23 protein-coding genes are annotated in these 21,685 nt (G+C 37.2%); 11 read left to right on the top strand and 12 right to left on the bottom strand.

The features are described from left to right. Positions 1–438 (top strand): ribonuclease HI, encoded by a 438-nt coding sequence (rnhA, locus tag ACMAZA_RS06365; protein ID WP_435187990.1) that lies wholly within the window; start codon positions 1–3, stop codon positions 436–438. On the opposite strand, the gene ACMAZA_RS06360 is transcribed toward rnhA, so the two are convergent. Genes ACMAZA_RS06360 through ACMAZA_RS06350 form a run of 3 tightly spaced genes read right to left on the bottom strand, consistent with a single transcriptional unit; the run spans position 419 to position 2,169 of the window. Beyond that, positions 419–1,228 (bottom strand): ferritin-like domain-containing protein, encoded by an 810-nt coding sequence (locus tag ACMAZA_RS06360; protein ID WP_435187988.1) that lies wholly within the window; start codon positions 1,226–1,228, stop codon positions 419–421. The two genes, rnhA and ACMAZA_RS06360, sit on opposite strands and share 20 nt — an antisense overlap. Beyond that, on the bottom strand, positions 1,215–1,745 hold the full coding sequence (locus tag ACMAZA_RS06355) for a pseudouridine synthase (protein WP_435187986.1): 531 nt from the start codon (positions 1,743–1,745) through the stop codon (positions 1,215–1,217). The genes ACMAZA_RS06360 and ACMAZA_RS06355 overlap by 14 nt, the downstream gene beginning before the upstream one ends. Further along, entirely contained in the window at positions 1,738–2,169 is a 432-nt protein-coding gene (locus ACMAZA_RS06350) for a type II toxin-antitoxin system RatA family toxin (RefSeq protein ID WP_435187984.1), read from the bottom strand. Before ACMAZA_RS06350 ends, ACMAZA_RS06355 begins: the two co-directional genes overlap by 8 nt. On the opposite strand from ACMAZA_RS06350, the gene smpB reads away from it, so the two are divergent. Together smpB and ACMAZA_RS06340 are read left to right on the top strand one after the other, a co-directional pair. Next, positions 2,168–2,644, top strand: a complete 477-nt coding sequence (gene smpB, locus ACMAZA_RS06345; RefSeq protein WP_435187982.1) for an SsrA-binding protein SmpB — start codon at positions 2,168–2,170, stop codon at positions 2,642–2,644. The two genes, ACMAZA_RS06350 and smpB, sit on opposite strands and share 2 nt — an antisense overlap. A gap of 179 nt (positions 2,645–2,823) precedes the next feature. Then, positions 2,824–3,096, top strand: a complete 273-nt coding sequence (locus ACMAZA_RS06340; RefSeq protein ID WP_026364982.1) for an HU family DNA-binding protein — start codon at positions 2,824–2,826, stop codon at positions 3,094–3,096. Positions 3,097–3,189: 93 nt separating this feature from the next. On the opposite strand, the gene ACMAZA_RS06335 is transcribed toward ACMAZA_RS06340, so the two are convergent. Beyond that, the gene (locus ACMAZA_RS06335) at positions 3,190–4,206 is read right to left on the bottom strand and encodes a hypothetical protein (protein WP_435187979.1); all 1,017 of its coding nucleotides are present in this window, start codon (positions 4,204–4,206) and stop codon (positions 3,190–3,192) included. A 131-nt stretch (positions 4,207–4,337) separates the two neighbouring features. Between ACMAZA_RS06335 and ACMAZA_RS06330 the strand changes: the two genes are divergently transcribed. From ACMAZA_RS06330 to ispG, 5 genes are all read left to right on the top strand, one after another. Beyond that, entirely contained in the window at positions 4,338–5,645 is a 1,308-nt protein-coding gene (locus tag ACMAZA_RS06330) for an NAD(P)/FAD-dependent oxidoreductase (protein ID WP_435187977.1), read from the top strand. Positions 5,646–5,746: 101 nt separating this feature from the next. Further along, positions 5,747–6,172, top strand: a complete 426-nt coding sequence (gene ndk, locus ACMAZA_RS06325) for a nucleoside-diphosphate kinase (protein WP_435187975.1) — start codon at positions 5,747–5,749, stop codon at positions 6,170–6,172. Positions 6,173–6,188: 16 nt separating this feature from the next. Continuing rightward, positions 6,189–7,271, top strand: coding sequence for a 23S rRNA (adenine(2503)-C(2))-methyltransferase RlmN (gene rlmN / locus ACMAZA_RS06320; RefSeq protein WP_435187974.1), 1,083 nt, complete (start codon positions 6,189–6,191; stop codon positions 7,269–7,271). Further along, entirely contained in the window at positions 7,255–7,548 is a 294-nt protein-coding gene (locus ACMAZA_RS06315; RefSeq protein ID WP_435187972.1) for a hypothetical protein, read from the top strand. Before rlmN ends, ACMAZA_RS06315 begins: the two co-directional genes overlap by 17 nt. Beyond that, entirely contained in the window at positions 7,526–8,608 is a 1,083-nt protein-coding gene (ispG, locus tag ACMAZA_RS06310; protein ID WP_435187970.1) for a flavodoxin-dependent (E)-4-hydroxy-3-methylbut-2-enyl-diphosphate synthase, read from the top strand. Before ACMAZA_RS06315 ends, ispG begins: the two co-directional genes overlap by 23 nt. On the opposite strand, the gene ACMAZA_RS06305 is transcribed toward ispG, so the two are convergent. Together ACMAZA_RS06305 and dxs are read right to left on the bottom strand one after the other, a co-directional pair. Beyond that, a complete protein-coding gene (locus ACMAZA_RS06305) occupies positions 8,592–9,077 on the bottom strand; it encodes a DUF2062 domain-containing protein (RefSeq protein ID WP_435187968.1) in 486 nt (161 codons plus the stop codon). The two genes, ispG and ACMAZA_RS06305, sit on opposite strands and share 17 nt — an antisense overlap. Beyond that, positions 9,077–10,882, bottom strand: coding sequence for a 1-deoxy-D-xylulose-5-phosphate synthase (gene dxs / locus ACMAZA_RS06300; protein ID WP_435187966.1), 1,806 nt, complete (start codon positions 10,880–10,882; stop codon positions 9,077–9,079). Before dxs ends, ACMAZA_RS06305 begins: the two co-directional genes overlap by 1 nt. A gap of 177 nt (positions 10,883–11,059) precedes the next feature. On the opposite strand from dxs, the gene ACMAZA_RS06295 reads away from it, so the two are divergent. The 3 genes from ACMAZA_RS06295 to grxD all read left to right on the top strand — a co-directional run bounded on the left by ACMAZA_RS06295 (position 11,060) and on the right by grxD (position 13,000). Continuing rightward, positions 11,060–11,992, top strand: coding sequence for a rhodanese-related sulfurtransferase (locus ACMAZA_RS06295; RefSeq protein ID WP_435187964.1), 933 nt, complete (start codon positions 11,060–11,062; stop codon positions 11,990–11,992). 21 nt (positions 11,993–12,013) lie between these two features. After that, positions 12,014–12,604, top strand: coding sequence for a class I SAM-dependent methyltransferase (locus ACMAZA_RS06290; protein WP_435187963.1), 591 nt, complete (start codon positions 12,014–12,016; stop codon positions 12,602–12,604). A gap of 69 nt (positions 12,605–12,673) precedes the next feature. After that, positions 12,674–13,000, top strand: a complete 327-nt coding sequence (gene grxD, locus ACMAZA_RS06285) for a Grx4 family monothiol glutaredoxin (protein WP_435187961.1) — start codon at positions 12,674–12,676, stop codon at positions 12,998–13,000. Between the two features lie 7 nt (positions 13,001–13,007). Here the strand turns inward: grxD and ACMAZA_RS06280 are convergent, their stop codons facing one another. Genes ACMAZA_RS06280 through ACMAZA_RS06255 form a run of 6 tightly spaced genes read right to left on the bottom strand, consistent with a single transcriptional unit; the run spans position 13,008 to position 21,618 of the window. Beyond that, a complete protein-coding gene (locus tag ACMAZA_RS06280) occupies positions 13,008–13,700 on the bottom strand; it encodes a M48 family metallopeptidase (protein WP_435187960.1) in 693 nt (230 codons plus the stop codon). Continuing rightward, positions 13,678–17,517 carry a phosphoribosylformylglycinamidine synthase gene (gene purL, locus ACMAZA_RS06275; RefSeq protein ID WP_435187959.1) on the bottom strand — a complete coding sequence of 1,280 codons (3,840 nt, stop codon included), beginning with the start codon at positions 17,515–17,517 and terminating at the stop codon, positions 13,678–13,680. Before purL ends, ACMAZA_RS06280 begins: the two co-directional genes overlap by 23 nt. Next, the gene (locus ACMAZA_RS06270) at positions 17,514–18,254 is read right to left on the bottom strand and encodes a YebC/PmpR family DNA-binding transcriptional regulator (protein WP_435187957.1); all 741 of its coding nucleotides are present in this window, start codon (positions 18,252–18,254) and stop codon (positions 17,514–17,516) included. The genes purL and ACMAZA_RS06270 overlap by 4 nt, the downstream gene beginning before the upstream one ends. Positions 18,255–18,281: 27 nt before the next feature. Then, on the bottom strand, positions 18,282–19,250 hold the full coding sequence (nadA, locus tag ACMAZA_RS06265) for a quinolinate synthase NadA (RefSeq protein ID WP_435187955.1): 969 nt from the start codon (positions 19,248–19,250) through the stop codon (positions 18,282–18,284). Then, a complete protein-coding gene (gene aspS, locus ACMAZA_RS06260) occupies positions 19,250–21,004 on the bottom strand; it encodes an aspartate--tRNA ligase (RefSeq protein ID WP_435187953.1) in 1,755 nt (584 codons plus the stop codon). The genes nadA and aspS overlap by 1 nt, the downstream gene beginning before the upstream one ends. Further along, positions 21,001–21,618, bottom strand: coding sequence for a DUF502 domain-containing protein (locus ACMAZA_RS06255; RefSeq protein WP_435187951.1), 618 nt, complete (start codon positions 21,616–21,618; stop codon positions 21,001–21,003). The genes aspS and ACMAZA_RS06255 overlap by 4 nt, the downstream gene beginning before the upstream one ends. Between the last annotated feature and the right edge of the window lie 67 nt (positions 21,619–21,685).

Raw genomic sequence — 21,685 nt, 5'->3', positions numbered from 1 at the left:
GTGGATAAGATTGTAATTTATACAGATGGTGGTTGCCGAGGAAACCCTGGCGTGGGTGGATGGGGCGTGTGGCTTCGATACAAAGATCATGATAAAAAGCTCAAAGGAGCTGAGCAGAATACTACGAACAATAAAATGGAGCTTACTGCAGCCATTAAGGCCTTGGAGGCTCTTAAATCAAGCGACATTTCTGTTGACTTATATACTGACTCGAAATATGTGATTCAGGGGATCAATGAGTGGATTAAGGGGTGGAAATCAAAAGACTGGAGAACTGCAAATAAAAAGCCAGTCAAAAATGTTGAACTTTGGAAGCAATTAGACGTTCTCAATAAAAAATATCATGTCAACTGGCACTGGGTAAAAGGCCATAGCGATGATCCTGGAAACGATATGGCAGATCTTTTAGCGAATCAAGCTATGGATGAGATTGGTTAAGTTCAAGTCGCTCAGGGTGCTCTAAATATTCTAATTCATCTCGACTAAAATCTGAAAGTAGCCTTGCTTCGATATTGAATGGACCTCTCAAATTTGATCCAATGTGTTTTTTTATAAGTTCATCAAATGTTTGGACTGGATCAATACCTCTCTTGTTGCATAGATACCTATACCAATAATTACCAATCTTTACATGCCCGATCTCATCTTCAAAGATAATATCCAATATGTGAACCATTCTAGTGAATTTTGATCCACTAAATTTTTTTCTAATGCTAGGAGTTACATCTAACCCTCTCGCTTCTAAAACCCTTGGAACAAGAGCCATTCTTGCTAATACATCATAGTCCGTATCTATGGACATTTGCCATAATCCATTGTGCGCATCAAAGTCTCCATAATGATAGTCAAGCTGCTCTAAATGTTCTTTAAGAAGTGAAAAGTGATATGACTCTTCAGTTGCCACCTTAATCCAGTCAAGATAGTATTGATGAGGCATGTTTTGGAATCTGTAAATCGCATCAAGAGCTAAATTAATTGCATTAAATTCAATATGACAAATGGCATGAATATTTTTAATCATGCCAAGATCTGACTTGTCTCTTTTAGGAGCGCCATTGAAGCTGACTAATTTTGGCTTTAATGGGCGCCCAGGAGATAGTATTTTCTTTACTTCACATGTCGGCCCTATTTCCTTTTTTTGGTATTTGATTAGTTTTTTAGTTAGCAGTACCTTCTCATTTGGATCATCGCAGGTTAGTGCATAATATGAGTCTTTAAAGAGAGACATAGGAGCCCACCTTAATGCTTGCTAGTTTCCATTTATCGATTTGTATTCTTATTAATCGTAATGTTGGAAACCCAACATTTGCTGTCATTCTACGAACCTGTCTATTTCTACCTTCAGTGATAGAGATTTCAATCCAAGATGTGGGAATGAGTATCCTTTTTCGAACTGGGGGCGTTCTATCCCAGAGCCATTCAGGCTGATGTATTTTTTTTACAAAAGCGGGTTTTGTTAACCCATCTTTTAGTACAACTCCAGCTTTAAGATCATTTATCGCCTCTTTGGTTATATCTCCATCCAGCTGAACAAGGTAGGTTTTAGTTTTATTACTTTTTGGATTAGAAATTTTATTTTGAAGCTTGCCATCATTAGTTAATATGACAAGCCCCTCAGAGTCTTTGTCTAATCTTCCTACTGGATATATGTTTGGAATATTTATGTAATTAGCTAAAGTATCTCCTTCACCACTAAACTGACATATAACTCCAAAAGGTTTATTGAAGGCGACGACCTTAGCCATAAATTTGTTTTGCCCTCTCCACAAATGCATCTAACTGTGAATTTGCAATACTTTTAAATAATGGAGACATTGTCATATCAGCAATTCTAGATTTGAAACTAAACTCAAGATCTAAATAAACCTTTGCTGCACTATCCCCAAGACTTTCAAAGCGCCATTCTCCGAAGAGCTCATCAAATGGTCCATCAAGTAGTTGCATCTTTATCGATTCAAAAGGCATCAATGTATTATTAGTAGTGAAGGTTTGCTTGAATCCACTTTTATTTATCTCAACCGAGGCAGTAACTTGATTGCCAGTTTCATTTAAAATAGATGAAGAGTCACACCAGTTGAGGAAATTTGAGTAGTCATTAATGTTATTGACCAGCTCAAACATTTGCTGGGGTGAGTATGGAACTATTGCACTTTTTGAAATACGATGCATGGCAAAAAATAAAAAAGATAATTCAAATACTATTGCCTTGAATAAAAAAGCAAGGCATGACTATTTTATCGAACAAAGTCTCGAGGCTGGCCTTAGTTTGCTTGGCTGGGAAGTTAAAAGCTTGAGGGAGAATAAAGTTCAGATAAAAGAGAGTTATGTGATTTATAAAAATAATGAACTCTTTCTATTTGGTGCACATATTTCGCCATTAAGGTCTGCATCAAGTCATGTAGATTGTGATCCAATTAGGACTAGAAAGCTCCTTCTTAATAAGCTTGAAATCAACAGACTTCGAGAAAAGATTACGCAAAAAGGAGCTACAGTTGTTCCTTTAAAATTGTATTGGGCTAGAGGCAAGGTTAAGTTAGAAATTGGAGTTGCTAAGGGTAAAAAATCTCATGACAAGAGACAAGATATTAAGGAAAGAGATTGGAAATTAGACAAAGCTAGAGCTCTAAAGGAAAGTAATCGATAAATTATTATATTTTTTTTAAATTATTTTTCAAATAGCATTATTTTGATAGTACAATAAACATTAGGTACAGCGTTGGAGGCAGATGGTTTCTTTTGATTCTTTCCTCCTGAAATAGGTGTAAAAGTTACCTCTTCCGCTCTATCTTTTTTTTTAACAAACTTTTATTGGAGAGAATTAAAATGAATAAATCAGAATTAATTGATGCAATCGCTTCAGGTGCAAATTTATCTAAAGCAGATGCTGCTAGAGCACTAAACGCCACTACAGGCGCAATCACTTCAGCGATGGCTAGTGGTGATGGAGTTCAGCTTACTGGATTCGGTAGCTTTGTAGTTAGAAGCCGTGCAGCTCGCACTGGCCGTAACCCACAAACTGGAGCAACTATTCAGATTAAAGCTTCTAATGTGGCAGCCTTCAAAGCTGGTAAAGCATTGAAAGATGCATGTAACTAATTAAGTTATATTGTTTCTTTGAAAAAGGCGCTGTTTGCGCCTTTTTTTTGTCCAAATGAAAATGATTCATCAATAAATAATTACTAGCAAAATTTATTGTTCTAAATCTCCATAAAAATTTTGTTCACCAGAGCCACTTTCAGAGAGATCGCTGATTGCAGTTTCAACATCGCTGATCGCATTTTTTAGTTCACTAATAATTAGGTCTTTGTCATCAGTGAAAGGTAGCTCTTCAATAAGACGATTTAATTTGCCGCGGGATAACCAGGCTTTGTGACGAGCCCATTCCGGAAATAGTAGCTGATGAGGGTCAACGGTTTTAACATCAGAAAATCTTGATGGATCGCTTGAGTCTAATCCCAATGGAACATAGGCATTAACCATTGTTACTCTATCATAAGGCTCTTTTAGTTTAGCACCTCTATGAACCACCATATTTCCTTGTAATACAATAATATAGCCGGGCCCAGGGAAATGAGGACTAATAATCCTGTCTTCTGGCATAGATTGATTGCTGTCTTTAATCTCTTGAGCCTCTTTCTTTGTGCCAAGGAAATACTGAAATTGACCCCCAATCTGTTTATTTGGGTCAGATACCATCATCACATAATCAAGTCCAATAGTATCAGTATGCCACTTGTCAACTGCACGACTCAGGTCGTCTGGGGCAAAGTTAAAGTGCCCAAGATGAAGGGGTACAGAGTGAGGCGCTACTGGAATACCATAGATCTCAGATAAGAATTCACTCACTTTCGGACACAAGCATAAGTCCCTTAAAAATCTAGATCGATATACACACCCACGAAGTAAATATTGAATCCTCTCTCCCCCACTCGAAGAAAATTTTCTGAGTGATTGTGCAGTCTGCATTAAAACTCTAACTCCTTCATCTGACAAAAGCCTTGCGATACCAGAAACACCAAAACTTGTAGGACACTTTTCTATCTCATCTTTGGTATATCCTAAGTCAGAAAGAGAGAAAGATTTTTTAGGGAGTTCAAGCTCTAGATGAATATTTGAATCATAAGCGGGCTCATCTTCAAGATAGTAGTATCCCTCAGGGAGAGTATTTGGAAAACTTATAGGAGTGTTTAATAGTTTCTCTTTCATATGTTTATCGCTTCAAAGTGATTAGCGTTAATAATACTTAAAGTTTTAATTCTTCGAAATAACTTAAAGAAAAATAAATAAAGTTATTTAAGGTTGATATACTTTTTTTTAAATTAGCTATTTTTAAATTTATGACTAAATTCACTCCTTATTGGTGGGAAGGGCAGCCACACTATCTAGAGAGTAACAGTATGCCAAAGAATGCAGATGTAGTAATTGTTGGTGCAGGATTTACTGGTTTAAGTGCGGCAATTACTTTAGCAAAATCTGGAGTTTCAGTTGTTGTTTTTGACTCAGTTGAGTTAGGTTTTGGTGCAAGCACAAGAAATGGTGGGATGTTGGGATCAGGACATAAAGTTTCACCACAACAGGCAGAAGAAAAATATGGAATAGATGTTGCTGGACAAATCCATAAAGAAGCAAATGCGTCTCTCGCTTTTACTACAAATTTAATTCAAGCAAACAATATTGATTGTGATCTTCAGATTTGTGGGCGATTAAGGACATCATGGGTGCCTCAGGATCAATTAAGCATGTCTGAGAATCTAAAAAAATTAAAAGCTATTGATAATTTTAATTCTAAAATGATTGATTCTTCGACAATGTCTGAATCAATTAAAACTGAGTTATATTTTGGAGGTCAGTATTATGAAGACCATGGCTCAGTCCAGCCTCGAAAGTTTCATTATGGTCTCTATGAGCTGGCCATACAATCTGGCGCAAAGGTTTTTGGAAATATGCCAGTAAATCAAATCACTCCATTATCAGGGAATCAAGGAGCTGGCTTTGTTGTTTCCGTTGCAAATGAATTCATAAGTTGTAAGGATGTTTTGATAGCAACCAACGGATACACTCGATCTTCTCTTTCAAAATATTTATCTAGAAGAATCTTGCCAGTACCTAGCTTTATTATAACTACCGAAGAGATTGGAGTAGACAGAGTAAACTCATTAATACCAGGAGGTCATTGCATAGTAGAAACAAGAAAGCGCTATTGTTATTATCGGCCAACTCCATGCGGAAAAAGGATAATGATTGGAACAAGAGCAGCTATGCATTCCATGCCAGCTGAAAAAGCACTTCCAATACTTAAAAAAACATTATCTGAGATTTTTCCTGAGTTGGATGGAGTTGATATAAGTCACTGCTGGACAGGTTTTACTGGCTTTAGTTTTAGTATGATTCCTAACTTGGGGTGTTATGATGGAATATATTCTGCAATGGGCTATTGTGGCAATGGTGTAGCTATGGCTCCTTACCTAGGTCACATGGCAGCATTAAAGATTCTAGAGCCAGATAAAAAAGTAACTGTATTCGAGAGCACATCATTACAGACTCGCCCATATTATTATGGTTCTCCTTGGTTTCTTCCAATTGCGAGTGCTTACTTTAAAGTCTACGATAAATTTGATAACTATCGTAGAAGAAAAAATTTATAAAATATTTTGACTTTGAATTTGTCGACTCATCTCTGCATAAACCGTTGAAATAACTATCTGCATGGTAAAATACCGGCTTTTTAAATAATTGGAGATTGTCCATGGAGCAAACTTTATCAATAATTAAGCCAGACGCCGTAGCTAAAAATGTCATCGGTCAAATTTACTCAAGATTTGAAAATGCTGGATTTAGAATTGTGGCATCTAAAATGATACATTTAGATCAAGAAATGGCTGGAGGTTTTTATGCTGTTCATAAGGACAGACCTTTCTTTAATGACCTAATGACTTTTATGACTTCAGGCCCTGTAATGGTTCAAGTTTTAGAAGGTGAAAATGCTGTTGCAAAGCATCGTGAGATCATGGGTGCAACAAATCCAAAAGAGGCTGATGCAGGAACTATTAGAGCAGATTTTGCAGAGTCTTTAGATGAAAATGCTGTTCATGGTTCAGACTCATTGGAAAATGCAGCCATAGAGATTGCCTATTTCTTTGGTGATAAGGGTGTCTGCCCTAGAACGCGATAGATATTAGATCATCCTCATGTTAGAAAAACAAAACTTACTCGGACTAACTCAAAGTAAGTTTAAGGATTTTTTTTCAGACTTGAGTGAAAAGCCCTTTCGTACAAAACAAATTATGCAATGGATCTATCACCAAGGGGTTTATAACTTTGGTGATATGCATAACTTTTCAAAGGCCCTTAGAGATAAGCTTGACTCAATAGCCTCTCTAGATTTGCCTGAAGTTATTTCAACAAATAATTCAAAGGATGGGGTTGTCAAATGGGTCATAAAGCTTGGTGAAAATAATCATATTGAGACCGTTTATATTCCTCAAAAAGAAAGAGGAACTCTTTGTATTTCTTCACAAGTTGGCTGCTCACTTGCGTGTACTTTTTGCTCAACAGGGCATCAAGGCTTTAACAGGAACCTAAAAACTCATGAGATTATTGGTCAGGTTTTAGTTGCTAAAAATTATTTAGCTCAAGAAAATAAACGCATCTCTAATGTAGTTTTTATGGGAATGGGGGAGCCATTATTAAATGAATCACCTGTTTACGATGCTTGTCAGATTCTATTAGATGATTGGGCTTTTGGACTATCAAGAAGACGAGTTACGGTCTCGTCCTCAGGAATTGTTCCTGCACTTCTAAGAATGTCGGATACAGTTCCAGTTAGTCTAGCTATTTCTTTGCATGCACCTGAAGATGAATTAAGAGATATACTGGTTCCAATAAATAAGAAATACCCAATAAAAGAATTAATGAAAGCGTGCCATTATTATCTGAATGCTGGGTCTCAGGAGAGGCATATTCTTTTTGAATATGTGATGTTAGAAAATGTAAATGATTCTGTAGAAAATGCTAAAACACTTTCAAAGCTGTTGAACTTTTGGTTTGATCGAGAATCAGCTAAAGTGAATTTGATTCCTTTCAATCCATTTCCAGAAACTCAATATAAAACGTCCAATAATAAATCTATAGATAAATTTCAAGATATCCTGCACCGATCAGGTATTCGCACAACTACAAGAAGAACCAGAGGTGATGACGTGGATGCTGCATGCGGTCAACTGGCTGGAAAAGTAATAGACAAGAGTAGAAGAAATGTTGGACGGAATTGATTACTACCCAAAAAAGAAAAAAAGATCTTTTGGAAAATTAATCGGACTCTTATTGTTTTTCTTGGCTCTAATCAGTCTGTGGTATTATCTTCAGAATTTAGATTTAAGTGAAAGTAAATCAAGCACAATTATCATCAGTAAGCCCCCTGAATATGTTGAAGATGAAAAAAAAGTTGTTGAAGACTCTAACGAGCCAATTGCTCCCAAATTAATAGAGAGTAATGTAGAGAGTCTAGATGAGGTTGTAAGCAATTATGAAGCAAATACACAAAATTAAAAGACGAGTTTCTAGGCAGATATTTGTCGGTGATGTTGCCATAGGTGGAGATGCTCCGATTAGTGTACAAAGCATGACAAATACAGATACTTGCGATGTTGATTCTACTGTCGCTCAAATAATTTCCCTTGAAGAGGCTGGTGCTGACATAGTCAGGGTGTCAATACCAACTATGGAGGCTGCTGAAGCCTTTAAAAAAATTAAAAAATCTGTCAACTTGCCATTAATTACTGACATTCATTTTGATTACAAAATAGCTTTGAAAGTGGCAGAATACGGTTCTGATTGTCTGAGAATTAACCCTGGAAATATTGGTAAAGAAGATCGAGTTAGAGAGGTTGTTGCATCTGCAAAAGATAATGGGATTCCTATCAGAGTAGGAGTTAACGCAGGGTCTCTTGAGAAAGATTTGCAGAAGAAATATACTGAGCCGACTCCTGAAGCAATGGTAGAGTCAGCCTTTAGGCACATTGATATTTTAAATAGGTTGAATTTTGATAATTTCAAAGTGTCACTAAAGGCATCTGAAGTTTTTATGACAGTATTTGCTTATCGCCAACTTGCTTCGCAAATTGACAATCCACTTCATTTAGGTATTACTGAGGCTGGATCTTTTCGATCGGGTGCTGTTAAATCTTCAATTGGAATGGGTATGTTATTAAGTGAAGGTATAGGAGATACAATTCGCGTATCGCTCGCATCGGATCCTGTGAATGAGGTTAAAGTTGGTTTTGATATTTTAAAATCACTCCACTTAAGAAAAAAAGGTGTGAACTTAATTGCTTGTCCTTCATGCTCTAGACAAAAATTTGATGTCATTTCTGTAGTTAATGAGCTAGAGTCCCGCCTTGAGGATGTTACTGAATCAATTGATGTAGCTGTGATTGGATGCGTAGTCAATGGCCCTGGAGAGGCTAAAGAGGTCAGTGTGGGACTTACTGGCGGTTCACCGAACTTATTGTATATAGATGGCAAAACTCACAGTAAGGTCAATAACGAATCTTTAGTTGATACTCTTGAAATGCAAATTAGAAGGCGAATACCTATTTCCAACGTCTAACCCTCTTGAATGCTTTATATTTGTAGATAGCTATAATTGAGTAATAACCTGCAACCGCAGTAATGGTCGATGTAATTAGTCCGCCAACCCAAAATGCTAACGTAGCATTTCCAAAATTTTGCATAATGTATGAAAATGTAAATTCAAACTCTGGGTCCATTTCAATACCCATAATGGAGGCACCTAATTTATAAGTAAAGAAATAAAAAGGAACCATTGTAATTGGGTTATTAATCCAAACCACAAGAACTGAGAGAAGAATGTTTGCGGAAAAAAATACTGCGAAAATTGCCACAAGTAAAGTATGCATTGGAAGCGGAATAAATGCAAAAAAAAGTCCAATAGCAAACGCCCTTGAAATCGTTTTTTTATTCCATTTCCAAATTTCAGGATTCGTTAAATGTTTATTAAACCAGCCAAGATTAATATTTTCAGGTTTTGGACTGTATTTTTTTAGTGTTTCTCTCATTAGTTCTTTGAGACCTCAATAATTCTCTCTGCAGTCAAACCATATAGTTCATAAAGTTCAGATTGTGTCCCGTGATCGGTAACTTTGTCAGGAACACCCAGTATATGAAGGTTTGTTTTAATGTTATTTTTTTGTAATAGCTCATTGATGGCGCTTCCAGCTCCACCATTTAAAGTATTGTCTTCTATAGAAATGAGAGTTTTAGACTGATTTGCAATTTTTAGTATCAACTCTTCATCTAATGGCTTTACAAACCTCATATCCACAACAGTTGCATTAATCTTCTCTGAAGCTTCAATGGCGGCTTCGAGCATATTTCCAAAAGCAAAAATGGAAGTATCTTGTCCCGTTCGTACAATTTCGCCTTTGCCTAACTCAAATCCAGAGTCAGTAACAAAGTCTTCCACACTGGACTTTCCTCTTGGAAATCTTACACAAACCGGTCCTTCTAAGCGGTTTGCAAAATTAAGAGCTTTATACATTTCAATTGATGAACTCGGAGCGATGATAGTAATATTGGGTATACATCTCAAGAAACTCAAATCAAAAATTCCAGCATGAGTCGCTCCATCAGCCCCTACAAGTCCAGCTCTGTCTATAGCAAAAGTAACATTTAAATTTTGCAGTGCAATATCATGAATGAACTGATCATAACCTCGTTGCAAAAAGGTTGAATAGATTGCAACTATCGGTTTTAGTCCCTTTGCAGCCATTCCACCTGCCAAAGTTACTGCGTGTTGTTCTGCAATTGCAACATCAACAAAGCGCTCAGGAAATTCATTGGCAAATTCAACCATTCCTGATCCTTCTGACATTGCTGGAGTTATGCCTATGATTTTTTCATCAACTTTGGCAGAATTACAAAGCCATCTTCCAAAAACACTGCTATAGCTTGGGAAATTATTTGTTGACACTGAAGGTGGAGATATGCCATGAAATTTCAGTGGATTCTCTTCAGCCTCTTCTAGACCATGACCCTTCTTTGTAATGATATGAAGGATTCTAGGTTTTTTAAGATTCTTTAAGTTTTCTAAAGTCTTGATTAAGATTGATATGTCATGTCCATCAATTGGCCCAAAGTAGTCTACACCTAATTCTTCAAAAAGAGTTCCTGGAAGAATCATCCCTTTTAAATGCTCTTCTGAACGCTTCGCAAATTTTTGAATGCGAGGCAAGCGCTCTAAAAATTCAAGTGATTTAGATTTCATTGTTGAGTAGATCTTTCCTGAAATCAGTCTCGTTAAGTATTTACTGAGAGCCCCAACATTCTTGGAGATTGACATATCATTATCATTAAGAATGATTAATAGATTAGTATCCGTATCACCTGCATGGTTCAGTGCCTCAAATGACATGCCACCAGTGAGTGCACCATCACCAATAATTGCAATAGAGGTATCTGAGTTATCATTGAGTTTATTTGCAAAAGCAATTCCTAAGGCAGCACTTATGGAGGTAGATGAGTGTCCTGCGCCAAAGACGTCATGCTCGCTCTCACTTCTTTTTGTAAAGCCTGATAAACCGTCTTTTTGCCTCAGTGTAGACATCATACTTTTTCTTCCAGTTAGAACTTTATGAGTGTAGGCTTGGTGTCCAACATCCCATACAAAAGTATCATTTGGGCTATCAAAAACATAATGCATCGCCAAGGTTAATTCAATTGTTCCAAGATTTGAGCTTAGATGACCTCCAGTTTTTTCAATACTTTCAATTAAAAAAACTTTAATTTCCTCAGCAAGAGTATTTAGCTCATCGATGCTCAGGTTTTTTATATCAACTGGAGTTTGAATTTGATCTAATATCATTGCAGAAGATTTAATTATTATTCTAGAATCACAAGAAAGAGTCGAATTATACACTTCTCAATATAAATTAAAGTGAAGCACTAATGGAGTTTTTATGATTATTAGAGCCCTAATTAAGCTTATATCTTTTGATATGGCAAGTAAAATTAAAAATTTTTAGCTTAGTGTCTCTGAAAAATGCATGCCATTTGTGCTTTATATAAGTTTACTAGACTTGATGATTTTGAGGATATTCAGAAACCTCTGAGGTCATTTCTAGATTCGTTGTCAGTTAAGGGCACTCTTTTGCTAGCCAGAGAGGGCATTAATGGAACTATTTCAGGAAGCAAAGAGAGTCTTGAAAATGTTCTTGACTATTTGCAAGCTGATGAGAGATTTCATGGTCTTGAATACAAATTTTCATATAGTAAAAAAATTCCATTTAGAAGACTTAAGGTTAAATTAAAAAAAGAAATAGTAACCATGGGCTTAACAGAAATAGACCCAACCCATTCAGTTGGGACATACGTGAAGCCAAAAGACTGGAATAATTTAATCAATGATCCCGATGTCGTATTAATTGATACTCGAAACAACTATGAATATGAAATTGGTAGCTTTCAGGGCGCTATCAACCCTAATACTGAGACTTTTAGAGAATTTCCAAGTTTTACAAAAAATACTCTTGAGAAGTATCGAAACAAGAAAATTGCAATGTTTTGTACTGGGGGTATTCGATGCGAAAAATCTACAGCCTATCTCAAGTCTAAGGGCTATGAAAATGTTTTTCACCTGCAGGGTGGTATTCTTAAATATCTTGAAGAGGTTAAAGAGGAAGAGAGCTTATGGGAAGGAGAGTGCTTTGTTTTTGATGACAGGGTTGCGGTTAAACATAATTTAGAGCAAGGTCAATATGATCAGTGTCACGCATGTCGATTTCCAATTACTGAAGAGGACACTAAGCATCCTCATTATGAGAAAGGAGCATCATGCCCAAGATGTTTTGGAACCAAAAATTCAGACCAGTTAAGGCGCTATAGAGAAAGAGAAAAACAAGTTCAGCTAGCTAAAAAGAGAGGCGAAGAGCATATTGGAGATGACGCTATCGTTGTAAAAAATAAACACAGGTAATATTTATTTGAAAAGGTTTAAATGTTTGAAAGAAAAGATATTTCAAAGCTCAAAAAAGACATTATTTTAGATGTTGAGTTATTGGGTACGAAATTAAATTTGCATACACGATGGGGAGTCTTTAGTCCACGATCAATTGATGATGGAACTCTTTTACTCATGAAATATATCAGTGCTGATGAGGGTGATGTATGTTTAGATTTAGGGTGTGGTTATGGCCCCATTGGTCTTGCTTTAGCTCGACAATGCCATAAGGGCCAAGTACACATGGTAGACAAGGATTTTATTGCTGTTGAGCTTGCAAATGAAAATGCAAAGAGAAATGGTATTGTTAACGCAAAAGCATATCTCTCAGATGCGTTTACGCACGTCCCAAGTGAGATAAAGTTTAGTCAAATTATTTCAAATATTCCTGCAAAGGTTGGAAGAGAGCAGCTTTCAATCATACTTTATGATGCCTTTGACGCCCTTGAGTCAGGTGGCAAAATTACAGTTGTTACAATCAATGGGCTGAAAGATTTCATTAAGAGTAACTTTAAGTCAGTTTTCGGTAATTATAAAAAAATTAAGCAAGGGCAAAAATACATTATTTCGCAAGCTGTAAAACAATAATTCTTGAATGATTGTGTACAGTGATTTAAATACTAGATTAAAATAACAAAAAAAAATCGGAGAAGTAAATTGGAAGTATTAGAAAAAATTCAAAAGCAAGTCGATAGCGCAGCAATTGTCATTTACATGAAAGGTACTCCACAATTCCCTCAGTGTGGTTTCTCTGCTAGAGCCTCTCAAACACTTGCCTCTACTGGTGTAGAGTTTGCTTACGTCAATGTTTTTGAAGATCAAGAGGTCTTTCAAAGCCTACCTGACTTTGCTGATTGGCCAACTTTTCCACAAATATATTTCAATTCTGAACTTGTTGGTGGTGGAGACATCATCATAGAAATGGCTGAGCAGGATACCCTGAAAGATGCCATGCAAGAAGCTGTTGAAAAGTTTAATAGCTAATTAACTCTCAAATCCTTCTTAACTTGTAGCCATTTTTTTTAAGCCAGCGTTTGTGTTCTTGAAACTCAGGCATTATTGATTCAACTGAGTCCCAGAAGTCAGTAGAGTGATTCCTGTGTATTGTGTGGACTAATTCATGAACTATGACGTAGTCAATGACACCCATTGGAGCCATTAATAAAAGATAGTTAAGGTTAATGTTGTTTTTAGAAGAGCATGATCCCCACATAGTTTTCTGGTTTTTTATTCTGACCTGGTTGACCATCAAATTATGTTTATTAGCAAAGTATGCAACTCTAGGCAGAGCTATCTCTTTAAATTTATTTTTGTACCATTTCTTGATAGATAATGACAGAGAGTCTGGTTCTATTGAATTAGCAATAAACTCTTCACCGGTAAAAAAAAGCTCTTTTGACGCATTCTGTTCTACATTGATTGGAAAAAGAGTACCTAAATACAGAAGCTTGTTATGATTACTTGTAACATCTTTTATTTGATTTTCAATTAATCTTTTTTTTCTATTAATCCAGTTTTCTTTTTCATTTATAAAATCTTGAATTTTTTCAATAGAGAGTCTTTTAGGTGCACGAATAATGAGCTCAGCATTTTCATTAATCGTGAGGCTGAGGGTTTTACGCTTGCTTCTAATGATTTTATTGGGATTCATATGAATGTAATTAATTGATCCATGCTCTGGCATTTTCAAACATTCTCATCCATGGCGAGCGCTCTTTCCAATCATTAGGGTGCCAAGAGTTCTGGACTGCTCTAAAAACCCTCTCTGGATGAGGCATCATAATTGTAATCCTTCCTGATTCATCGCAGATCGCGGCAGCTGCATTTTCAGAGCCATTAGGGTTATGCGGATAAATTTGAGAGGAGTTTCCAGAATGGTCAACATATTGCATTGTAATATTATTTTCAGCTAATTTTGACTTGAAGGAGGCTCTACCTTCGCCATGAGCAATGGCAACTGGCATGACTGAGTCCTGCATACCATTAAATAGTATTGAGTTTGAATGGTTAATTTTAACTCCAGTAAATCTGGCTTCGAACTGCTCTGATGTATTTCTTTCAAATGAAGGCCAATTGTCAGTTCCAGGAATAATTTCTTGAAGATTTGAAATCATTTGACAGCCATTACAGACTCCGAGAGTAAAGCTATCACTTCTAAGAAAATATTCTGAAAACTCATCTTTGGCTCTTTGGTTTAAAAGAATGGAGTTGGCCCATCCTCTTCCAGCTCCAAGAACATCGCCATAGGAGAATCCACCGCAAGCAGCCAATCCTTTGAATTTTGACAAAGAAATCTCTCCAGATAGAATTTGACTCATATGGACATCATTTGCTTCGAAACCGGCTTTAGAAAATGCTGCTGCCATTTCGATGTGGCCATTGATTCCTTGCTCTCTTAGAATTGCAATTTTTGGTTTTACTCCTTGGTTAAGATAGGGGGCAGTGATCGTTTCATTGATGTCAAAACTGGGTGAGCTAATAAGACCACTTGAAGTTCTAGATAGTTCAGAATTTTCAGATTTAGCGCACTCTGGATTGTCTCTTAGTTTGGCTATTTGATAAGACGTCGAAGACCATAACTCCTGAAGGTTATCTCTGCGATCTGCATAAACTTTAAGATCGTTATGATAGATTATAATCTCGTCAGACTCAGTAATCTTAGCAATAGATTTGGTATGGTCTTTGAGACCAATTTTAGCTAGTTCTTTTAAGACAGTTGCTTGATTATGATTACTGACTTGTATGATGCATCCAAGCTCTTCATTAAACAGATCAGCTATAGGGTCTGATACTCTGATATCCAATCCGCATCTTGAGGCGAATGCCATTTCTAATAAAGTGATCAGTACACCTCCATCAGATCGGTCGTGAAAAGCGCTAATCAGACCTGATTTATTAAAAGCGTTCATTGCTGAGAAGAATTTAGCAAAAAGTTTTGGATTATCAAGGTCTGGAGCCTCATTACCAATTTGATTAAAAACTTGTGCAAGTGAAGAGCCACCCATCCTATTTTTACCGAGCCCAAGGTCAATCAAGAATAACTCAGAATTTAACTCAGTGCTGAGTAGAGGAGTCATTTGCAGTCTTGCATCAGGAGTTTTAGAGAAGGCGCTGATGATGAGTGATAGTGGCGCAGTTACAGATTTCTCTTCATTGTCTTCACTCCAAGAGCTTTTCATTGACATAGAGTCTTTACCTACTGGAATTGTCAAGCCAAGTTGAGGGCAAAGTTCCATACCAATTGATTTAACTGCCTCGAAAAGTTTTGCATCTTCTCCAGGATGCCCACTAGCACACATCCAGTTTGCCGATAGATTGATATGATTAATATCTTCAATGTAAGCACCTAGTAAATTGGTTAATGCCTCTCCAACACTCATTCTTGCAGCAGCAGCAGCATTGATAAGAGATAGTGGAGTTTTTTCTCCGATAGACATTGCTTCACCTTGATAGCCTTCATAGTCTGAGAGTGAAATTGCGCAGTCAGCTACAGGGACTTGCCATGGTCCAATCATTTGGTCCCTTGCGATGAGTCCAGTTACAGATCGATCAGCAATTGTAATGAGGAAGTTTTTACTGGCAATCGTTGGAAGATTAAGTAAGCGCTTAATGGCATCTTCAAGTTCAATATTTGATGGATTAAATGCTTTTTCAATATTCGGTAAAGACTCGACATCTTTGTGAGTTTTGGGGGATGATCCAAATAGAAGTGACATCTTAAGATCAATCGGTTTGTTTTTAAAGTGAGAGTCCTCCAAAAGTAAATGCCTGTCGTCTGTAGCACTTCCTAAAACAGCATAGGGCGCTCTCTCTTTCAGGCAAATTTGATCAAAAAGATTAATACTTTCCTCTTTAATTGCGATGACATATCTTTCTTGTGACTCGTTGCACCAAATTTCAAGTGGAGACATTTTAAACTCGTCATTGGGTATCGACCTTAATTGAAGCTTTGCACCTTTCTTTGAGTCATTGACGAGCTCAGGAATCCCGTTTGATAGTCCACCTGCGCCAATATCATGTATAGATACAATTGGATTTTTTTCACCAAGGTTAGTACAAGCAGTTATGACTTCTTGAGATCGTCTTTGCATTTCTGGATTTGCCCTTTGGACAGAAGCATAGTCAAGGCTTTCGTTTTGATCCCCACTGCCAATACTTGATGCTGCACCACCACCAAGTCCAATTAGCATTGCCGGACCACCCAGAACAATTATTTTATCTCCGTCAGAAATCAAACCCTTTTCAACATGATTTGTTTTGATGTTACCGATGCCACCAGCCAGCATGATTGGTTTGTGATAACCTCTCACTTCACCATTATTTGTTTTCTGTTCGTATGTTCTGAAATAACCACAAGTATTGGGTCTTCCAAATTCATTGTTGAATGATGCGGCGCCGATAGGGCCATCAATCATGATTTCTAATGCAGAGGAGATCTGACTTGGTTTGCCATAATCTTTTTCCCATGGCTGAACTGAATTTGGAATCTTTAAGTTTGAGACTGAAAAGCCGCATAGACCAGTTTTTGGCTTAGACCCTCTTCCTGTGGCGCCTTCATCCCTGATTTCTCCGCCTGAGCCTGTAGCAGCGCCAGGGTCCGGTGCAATTGCTGTAGGATGATTATGCGTTTCGACCTTCATTAGGACTGCTTTTTCAGCAACAGAACTCTGATATATGCCTTCTTCATTTGCTTCAAAGTAGCTTGAAGCATATCCATTCATGACTGCTGAATTGTCGCTGTAAACTGACAATAAACCTTCAGGGTTTTGTTTGTAAGTATTTTTAATCATTCCAAAGAGAGAAATTGCTTGTTTTTCAGAGTCAATAGTCCAATCTGCATTGAAAATTTTGTGTCTACAGTGCTCAGAGTTTGCTTGAGCAAACATCATCAACTCAATATCTCTAGGGTTTCTCTCTATGGCTACAAAGCTATCAAAAAGATAATTTATTTCGCTCTGACTTAGTGCAAGTCCAAGTTCATTGTTAGCCCTATTAATTGCAGATTTACCTTGACTTAAAATATCAATTGTGTCGAATTTATTTGGCATAAATTCATTGAATAATAAATCTGAATCATTCATGTCATTAAGGACAGATTCAGTCATCTTATCCATAACTAGCTCTAATATAGTGGCTAGTTCATTTGCACTAACTGCTCTATCAAAATGATAGTTAATCCCTCTCTCAATTCTTGAAACCACAGACAAACCGCAAAGCTTACAAATATCAGTCGCCTTGGATGACCAAGGTGAAATGGTACCAATTCGAGGAGTAATTGTTATCTTGTGTTTAGAATTAACTAAGTTAACTCCCGGTGCGTAATCTAAAAGCTTATAGAGCGCTTTTTTGTTAGATTGATTTAAATCTTTATCTGACTGTATAAAGTGAATGTATTCAGTTCCAATAAGTTCTAGGTCTGGGAATAAAGCTTGAAATCTTTCATTAAGTGAGTTGACTTTAAATTTTCTGAGTGCCTGAATCCCGGTGTGAAAAGAAATCATAGTTCAGATAGAATCTCATCTGAAATATCGGCGTTATGGTAGACGTCTTGGGTGTCATCAAGGTCTTCTAGTCTATCTATGAGTTTCATAAACTTTTCTGCATCTTCAACGTTGAGCTCAACTCTATTGGCAGGTTCCATAGTAATCTCTGAATGGTCTGGAGTTAAATCTTTGGCTAATAATGCATCTTTAACAATAAAAAAATTCTCTGGTGAGGTGACTACATCGATTGAGTTATCATCATTGATGACTATATCTTCTGCCCCAGATTCAATTGCTATTTCCATGATTGTATCTTCATCGCCAGATGCAAAGCTTATAAATCCTTGCTTTGAAAACATATAGGAAACAGAGCCGTCTGTCCCAAGGTTACCACCGTTTTTAGAGAAGGCGTGCCTAACATCAGAGACAGTTCGATTTTTATTATCTGTAAGGCAGTCAACCATTATGGCTGTGCCTCCAAGTCCATAACCTTCGTAGCGAATTTCCTCATAATTTTCCCCTTCAAGGTCACCAGAACCCCTTTTCACGGCGTTATCGATGGTGTCTCTTTTCATGTTTGCAGCTAGTGCTTTATCAATCACAGTCCTAAGTGAAGGGTTGTTTTCAATCACTCCACCACCCATCTTTGCAGCAACTACAATTTCTTTAATCAGCTTTGTGAAAATTTTTCCACGCTTAGCATCTTGAGCGCCTTTTCGATGCTGAATATTGTGCCATTTACTATGTCCTGCCATTTTTTATCAATATCTCCAATAAAAACATTACTTTGTAAAGTCTAGTAAGCGTTGAATTGAGTGCTTTGCTCTATCAATAACTTCGCTATCAATGAGAATTTCATTTTGTCCAGTATTAAGAGTTTCAAGGCACTTTTCAAGACTATTCATAGCCATCCAGTTGCAATGAGCGCAAGACTCGCAGTCTGCTCCCTCACCCATGGTAGGGGCTTCAATTAATTTTTTTTGAGGGGCAATCTCTTTCATTTTGTGAAAAATGCCATTATCTGTTGCCACTATGAAAGTTGTTTCTGGTCTTGAGGATACTGCATTAATTAGTTGAGTTGTTGAGCCAACAACGTCTGCGAGAGCTATGACTTCTTTAGGCGATTCGGGATGAACTAAAATGCCAGCTTCTGGATGAAGCTCCATAAGTCTTTTCAAGCCTTCTGCTTTGAATTCCTCATGAACAATACACGCACCATCCCACATCAGCATTTCAACTCCAGTCATAGACTGCACATAATGACCAAGATGTTTGTCAGGTGCCCAGAGCACTTTTTTTCCTTCGCTATGTAACTTCTGAACTACTTTGAGTGCACTCCCAGATGTAACCACCCAGTCAGCTCTGGCTTTAACCTCTGCAGAAGTATTTGCGTAAACAACGACTTCGTGATCAGGATTAAGATCACAAAACTCAGAAAATTCTTTGATTGGACAGGATAAATCTAGAGAGCACGTAGCTTTTTCATCTAAAACTAAAACCCTTTTCTCTGGAGATAAGATTTTAGCAGTCTCTCCCATAAACTTCACTCCAGCAACAATGATAGTTCCAGCATCACTGTTTTGACCAAATCGAGCCATTTCAAGAGAGTCTGATACAATTCCGCCAGTCTCTTCAGCTAAAGTCTGAAGGTCGGCGCTTACATAATAGTGAGCCACTAGGGTGGCGTTATTCTGCTTGAGCGCTTCTTTAATTGACTCTTCAATAGATTGATCTATAACTATGTTTTGCATTACTGATTTTTTGGTAGGGCAACCTTAATATTTAATTCTTTGAGTTGAGACTTGGAAACAACAGATGGTGCATCAGTAAGAAGACAAGCTGCTGTTTGAGTTTTAGGGAAAGCGATAACGTCTCTGATGGATTCAGTTTTGCTTAGAGTCATGACTAGTCTATCGAGTCCAAAAGCTATTCCTCCATGCGGAGGGCATCCATAATCTAGAGCATCTAATAGGAAGCCAAATTTCTCTCTTGCTTCTTCATCATCAATACCTAAAAGGTTTAAGACAGTTTTTTGCATATCACTTTGATGAATTCTTATAGACCCACCTCCAACCTCAGAGCCGTTAATTACAAGGTCATAGGCTCTTGAGAGTGACTCTTCGGGATTGTTTTTTAAAGATTTTGAGTCGATGCTTGGAGCAGTAAATGGATGGTGAATTGCGTTCAATGAGCCATCATCTGACACCTCAAACATTGGAAAGTCCATGACCCAAACTGGCGCCCATTCTTTGTTGAATAAGTTTAAATCATGGCCCAGTTTCTCCCTAAGGTTGCCCAATGCTTCATTAACAACTTTAGATTTGTCTGCACCAAAAAAGATAATATCTCCAGTTTTCGCCTCAGTCAAATCTATAACTTTTTGGGTGACATCATCCCCTAAAAATTTAATGATTGGTGATGAGGGGCCATCTTCATTCAGCTTGATGTATGCAAGTCCTTTGGCACCATAAATACTAACAAATTTGGTGTAATCATCAATTTGTTTACGACTGATTGAGGCGCCACCATCAACTTTAAGAGCCGCAACCCTTCCTTTTTTATCATTCGCGGGCCCAGAAAAAACTTTGAATTCAACATCTTTTACCACTTCATTGACATCAACCATAAGGAGTGGAATTCTGAGGTCAGGCCTATCAACGCCATAAAGCTTGATTGCTTCAGCATAAGAAATTGAAGGAAATTTAGATGGAAGCTCAACATTACCAACCTCTGAGAAAAGACCTCTAATCATTTCTTCCATGAGCGTTGTAATTTCTTCTTCATTCATGAATGAGGTCTCAACATCTAGCTGAGTGAATTCTGGCTGCCTGTCTGCTCTTAAGTCTTCATCTCTAAAGCATTTAACAATTTGGTAATATCTTTCGAAACCAGACATCATCAGGAGCTGCTTGAACAGCTGAGGTGACTGTGGAAGGGCAAAAAAGCTGCCTTCATGTGTCCTCGAGGGGACAAGATAATCTCTAGCACCTTCAGGTGTTGCTTTGGTTAAAAAAGGAGTTTCTATATCGAGGAAGTCGTTCTTATCCATAAAATCACGCATAAAGTGAGTCACTTTAGATCTTAGGCGAAGTCTCTTTTGCATCTCATCTCTTCGAAGGTCTAAGTAGCGATACTTCAACCTGACTTCTTCTGAGGTTTCCATAGAGTCAAGCTGAAATGGCATTGGCTTTGAGTTGTTCAAAATCTCAATATGCTGAGCAAGAACCTCAATTTCACCAGTTGGAATTTTGTTATTGACCATCTCTGAGTCTCTAGCAAGAACTTTTCCAGTAATTTGCAGTACAAACTCATTTCTGATGGTTTCAGCAACCTTAAAAGTCTCAGCTGTTTCAGGGTTAATAACTACCTGTGAGATTCCTTTTTTATCTCTGACATCGAGAAATATTACTCCTCCGTGATCACGCCTTCTGTTAACCCAGCCGCAAAGTTTGACCTCATCGTTGAGGTTTGCTTTACTTAATTCCCCACAAAAATGCGTTCTCATTTCTTCTCCTTAATCTTTAAATTTTCAGGAGTGACAACTCCAGCTGAGATAACTAACTTGAAAGCCTCTTCGACTGTCATTTGTAATTCATAGGCATCTTTCTTAGGCATCATTACAAAGAACCCTGAAGTAGGGTTAGGTGTCGTTGGAACAAATAGATTGATTACCTCTTCTCCAATGATATTTTTAACTTCACCCTCATAGTCACCAGATTGAAAGGCAACAACCCAAATCCCTTTGCTAGGATATTGAATTAAAAAGGCTTTTCTAAAGCTATCGCTAGAAGTATTGAGAACTGTGGATGAAATTTTCTTAAGAGCATTATAAATATTTCTAAAGCCAGGAATTTTATTGAGAACTCTTTCCCAAAGATCTACTAGCTTTCTACCTATGATATTTGTTACTAATGCTCCAGTGATTAGAATAATGAAAATAACAAGAATAATTCCTGATCCAGGTATTGTTGTATCCAAGTTAAGTAGGGATTCAGGTAGCAACCTGGTAGGGACTAAGTTATTAACAACTTCTAAGAAGAATTTAATAACCAGCACACTTAAGGCTAATGGAATCCAAAAAAGGAGCCCAGATATAAAGTAATTTCTTAAGCGCTTCACAGAACTAAATAAGTAAGTCTAAAAAACGGTTATTTTAACACAAGCTGGAGTAGTAATTTAAAACTCA

The organism is Pseudothioglobus sp. nBUS_23, assembly GCF_051201565.1.
GTDB lineage: Bacteria > Pseudomonadota > Gammaproteobacteria > PS1 > Pseudothioglobaceae > Pseudothioglobus.
Note: the sequence above shows the minus strand (reverse complement) of the source record. Positions and strands in the feature narration are given on the sequence as shown.

Coding starts and splice junctions, on each gene's coding strand:
- ACMAZA_RS06360 (WP_435187988.1), bottom strand. CDS start 1,228: ATGTCTCTCTTTAAAGACTCATATTATGCACTAACCTGCGATGATCCA.
- ACMAZA_RS06355 (WP_435187986.1), bottom strand. CDS start 1,745: ATGGCTAAGGTCGTCGCCTTCAATAAACCTTTTGGAGTTATATGTCAG.
- smpB (WP_435187982.1), top strand. CDS start 2,168: ATGGCAAAAAATAAAAAAGATAATTCAAATACTATTGCCTTGAATAAA.
- ACMAZA_RS06350 (WP_435187984.1), bottom strand. CDS start 2,169: ATGCATCGTATTTCAAAAAGTGCAATAGTTCCATACTCACCCCAGCAA.
- ACMAZA_RS06340 (WP_026364982.1), top strand. CDS start 2,824: ATGAATAAATCAGAATTAATTGATGCAATCGCTTCAGGTGCAAATTTA.
- ACMAZA_RS06335 (WP_435187979.1), bottom strand. CDS start 4,206: ATGAAAGAGAAACTATTAAACACTCCTATAAGTTTTCCAAATACTCTC.
- ACMAZA_RS06330 (WP_435187977.1), top strand. CDS start 4,338: ATGACTAAATTCACTCCTTATTGGTGGGAAGGGCAGCCACACTATCTA.
- ndk (WP_435187975.1), top strand. CDS start 5,747: ATGGAGCAAACTTTATCAATAATTAAGCCAGACGCCGTAGCTAAAAAT.
- rlmN (WP_435187974.1), top strand. CDS start 6,189: ATGTTAGAAAAACAAAACTTACTCGGACTAACTCAAAGTAAGTTTAAG.
- ACMAZA_RS06315 (WP_435187972.1), top strand. CDS start 7,255: ATGTTGGACGGAATTGATTACTACCCAAAAAAGAAAAAAAGATCTTTT.
- ispG (WP_435187970.1), top strand. CDS start 7,526: ATGAAGCAAATACACAAAATTAAAAGACGAGTTTCTAGGCAGATATTT.
- ACMAZA_RS06305 (WP_435187968.1), bottom strand. CDS start 9,077: ATGAGAGAAACACTAAAAAAATACAGTCCAAAACCTGAAAATATTAAT.
- dxs (WP_435187966.1), bottom strand. CDS start 10,882: ATGATATTAGATCAAATTCAAACTCCAGTTGATATAAAAAACCTGAGC.
- ACMAZA_RS06295 (WP_435187964.1), top strand. CDS start 11,060: ATGCATGCCATTTGTGCTTTATATAAGTTTACTAGACTTGATGATTTT.
- ACMAZA_RS06290 (WP_435187963.1), top strand. CDS start 12,014: ATGTTTGAAAGAAAAGATATTTCAAAGCTCAAAAAAGACATTATTTTA.
- ACMAZA_RS06280 (WP_435187960.1), bottom strand. CDS start 13,700: ATGCCAGAGCATGGATCAATTAATTACATTCATATGAATCCCAATAAA.
- purL (WP_435187959.1), bottom strand. CDS start 17,517: ATGATTTCTTTTCACACCGGGATTCAGGCACTCAGAAAATTTAAAGTC.
- ACMAZA_RS06270 (WP_435187957.1), bottom strand. CDS start 18,254: ATGGCAGGACATAGTAAATGGCACAATATTCAGCATCGAAAAGGCGCT.
- nadA (WP_435187955.1), bottom strand. CDS start 19,250: ATGCAAAACATAGTTATAGATCAATCTATTGAAGAGTCAATTAAAGAA.
- aspS (WP_435187953.1), bottom strand. CDS start 21,004: ATGAGAACGCATTTTTGTGGGGAATTAAGTAAAGCAAACCTCAACGAT.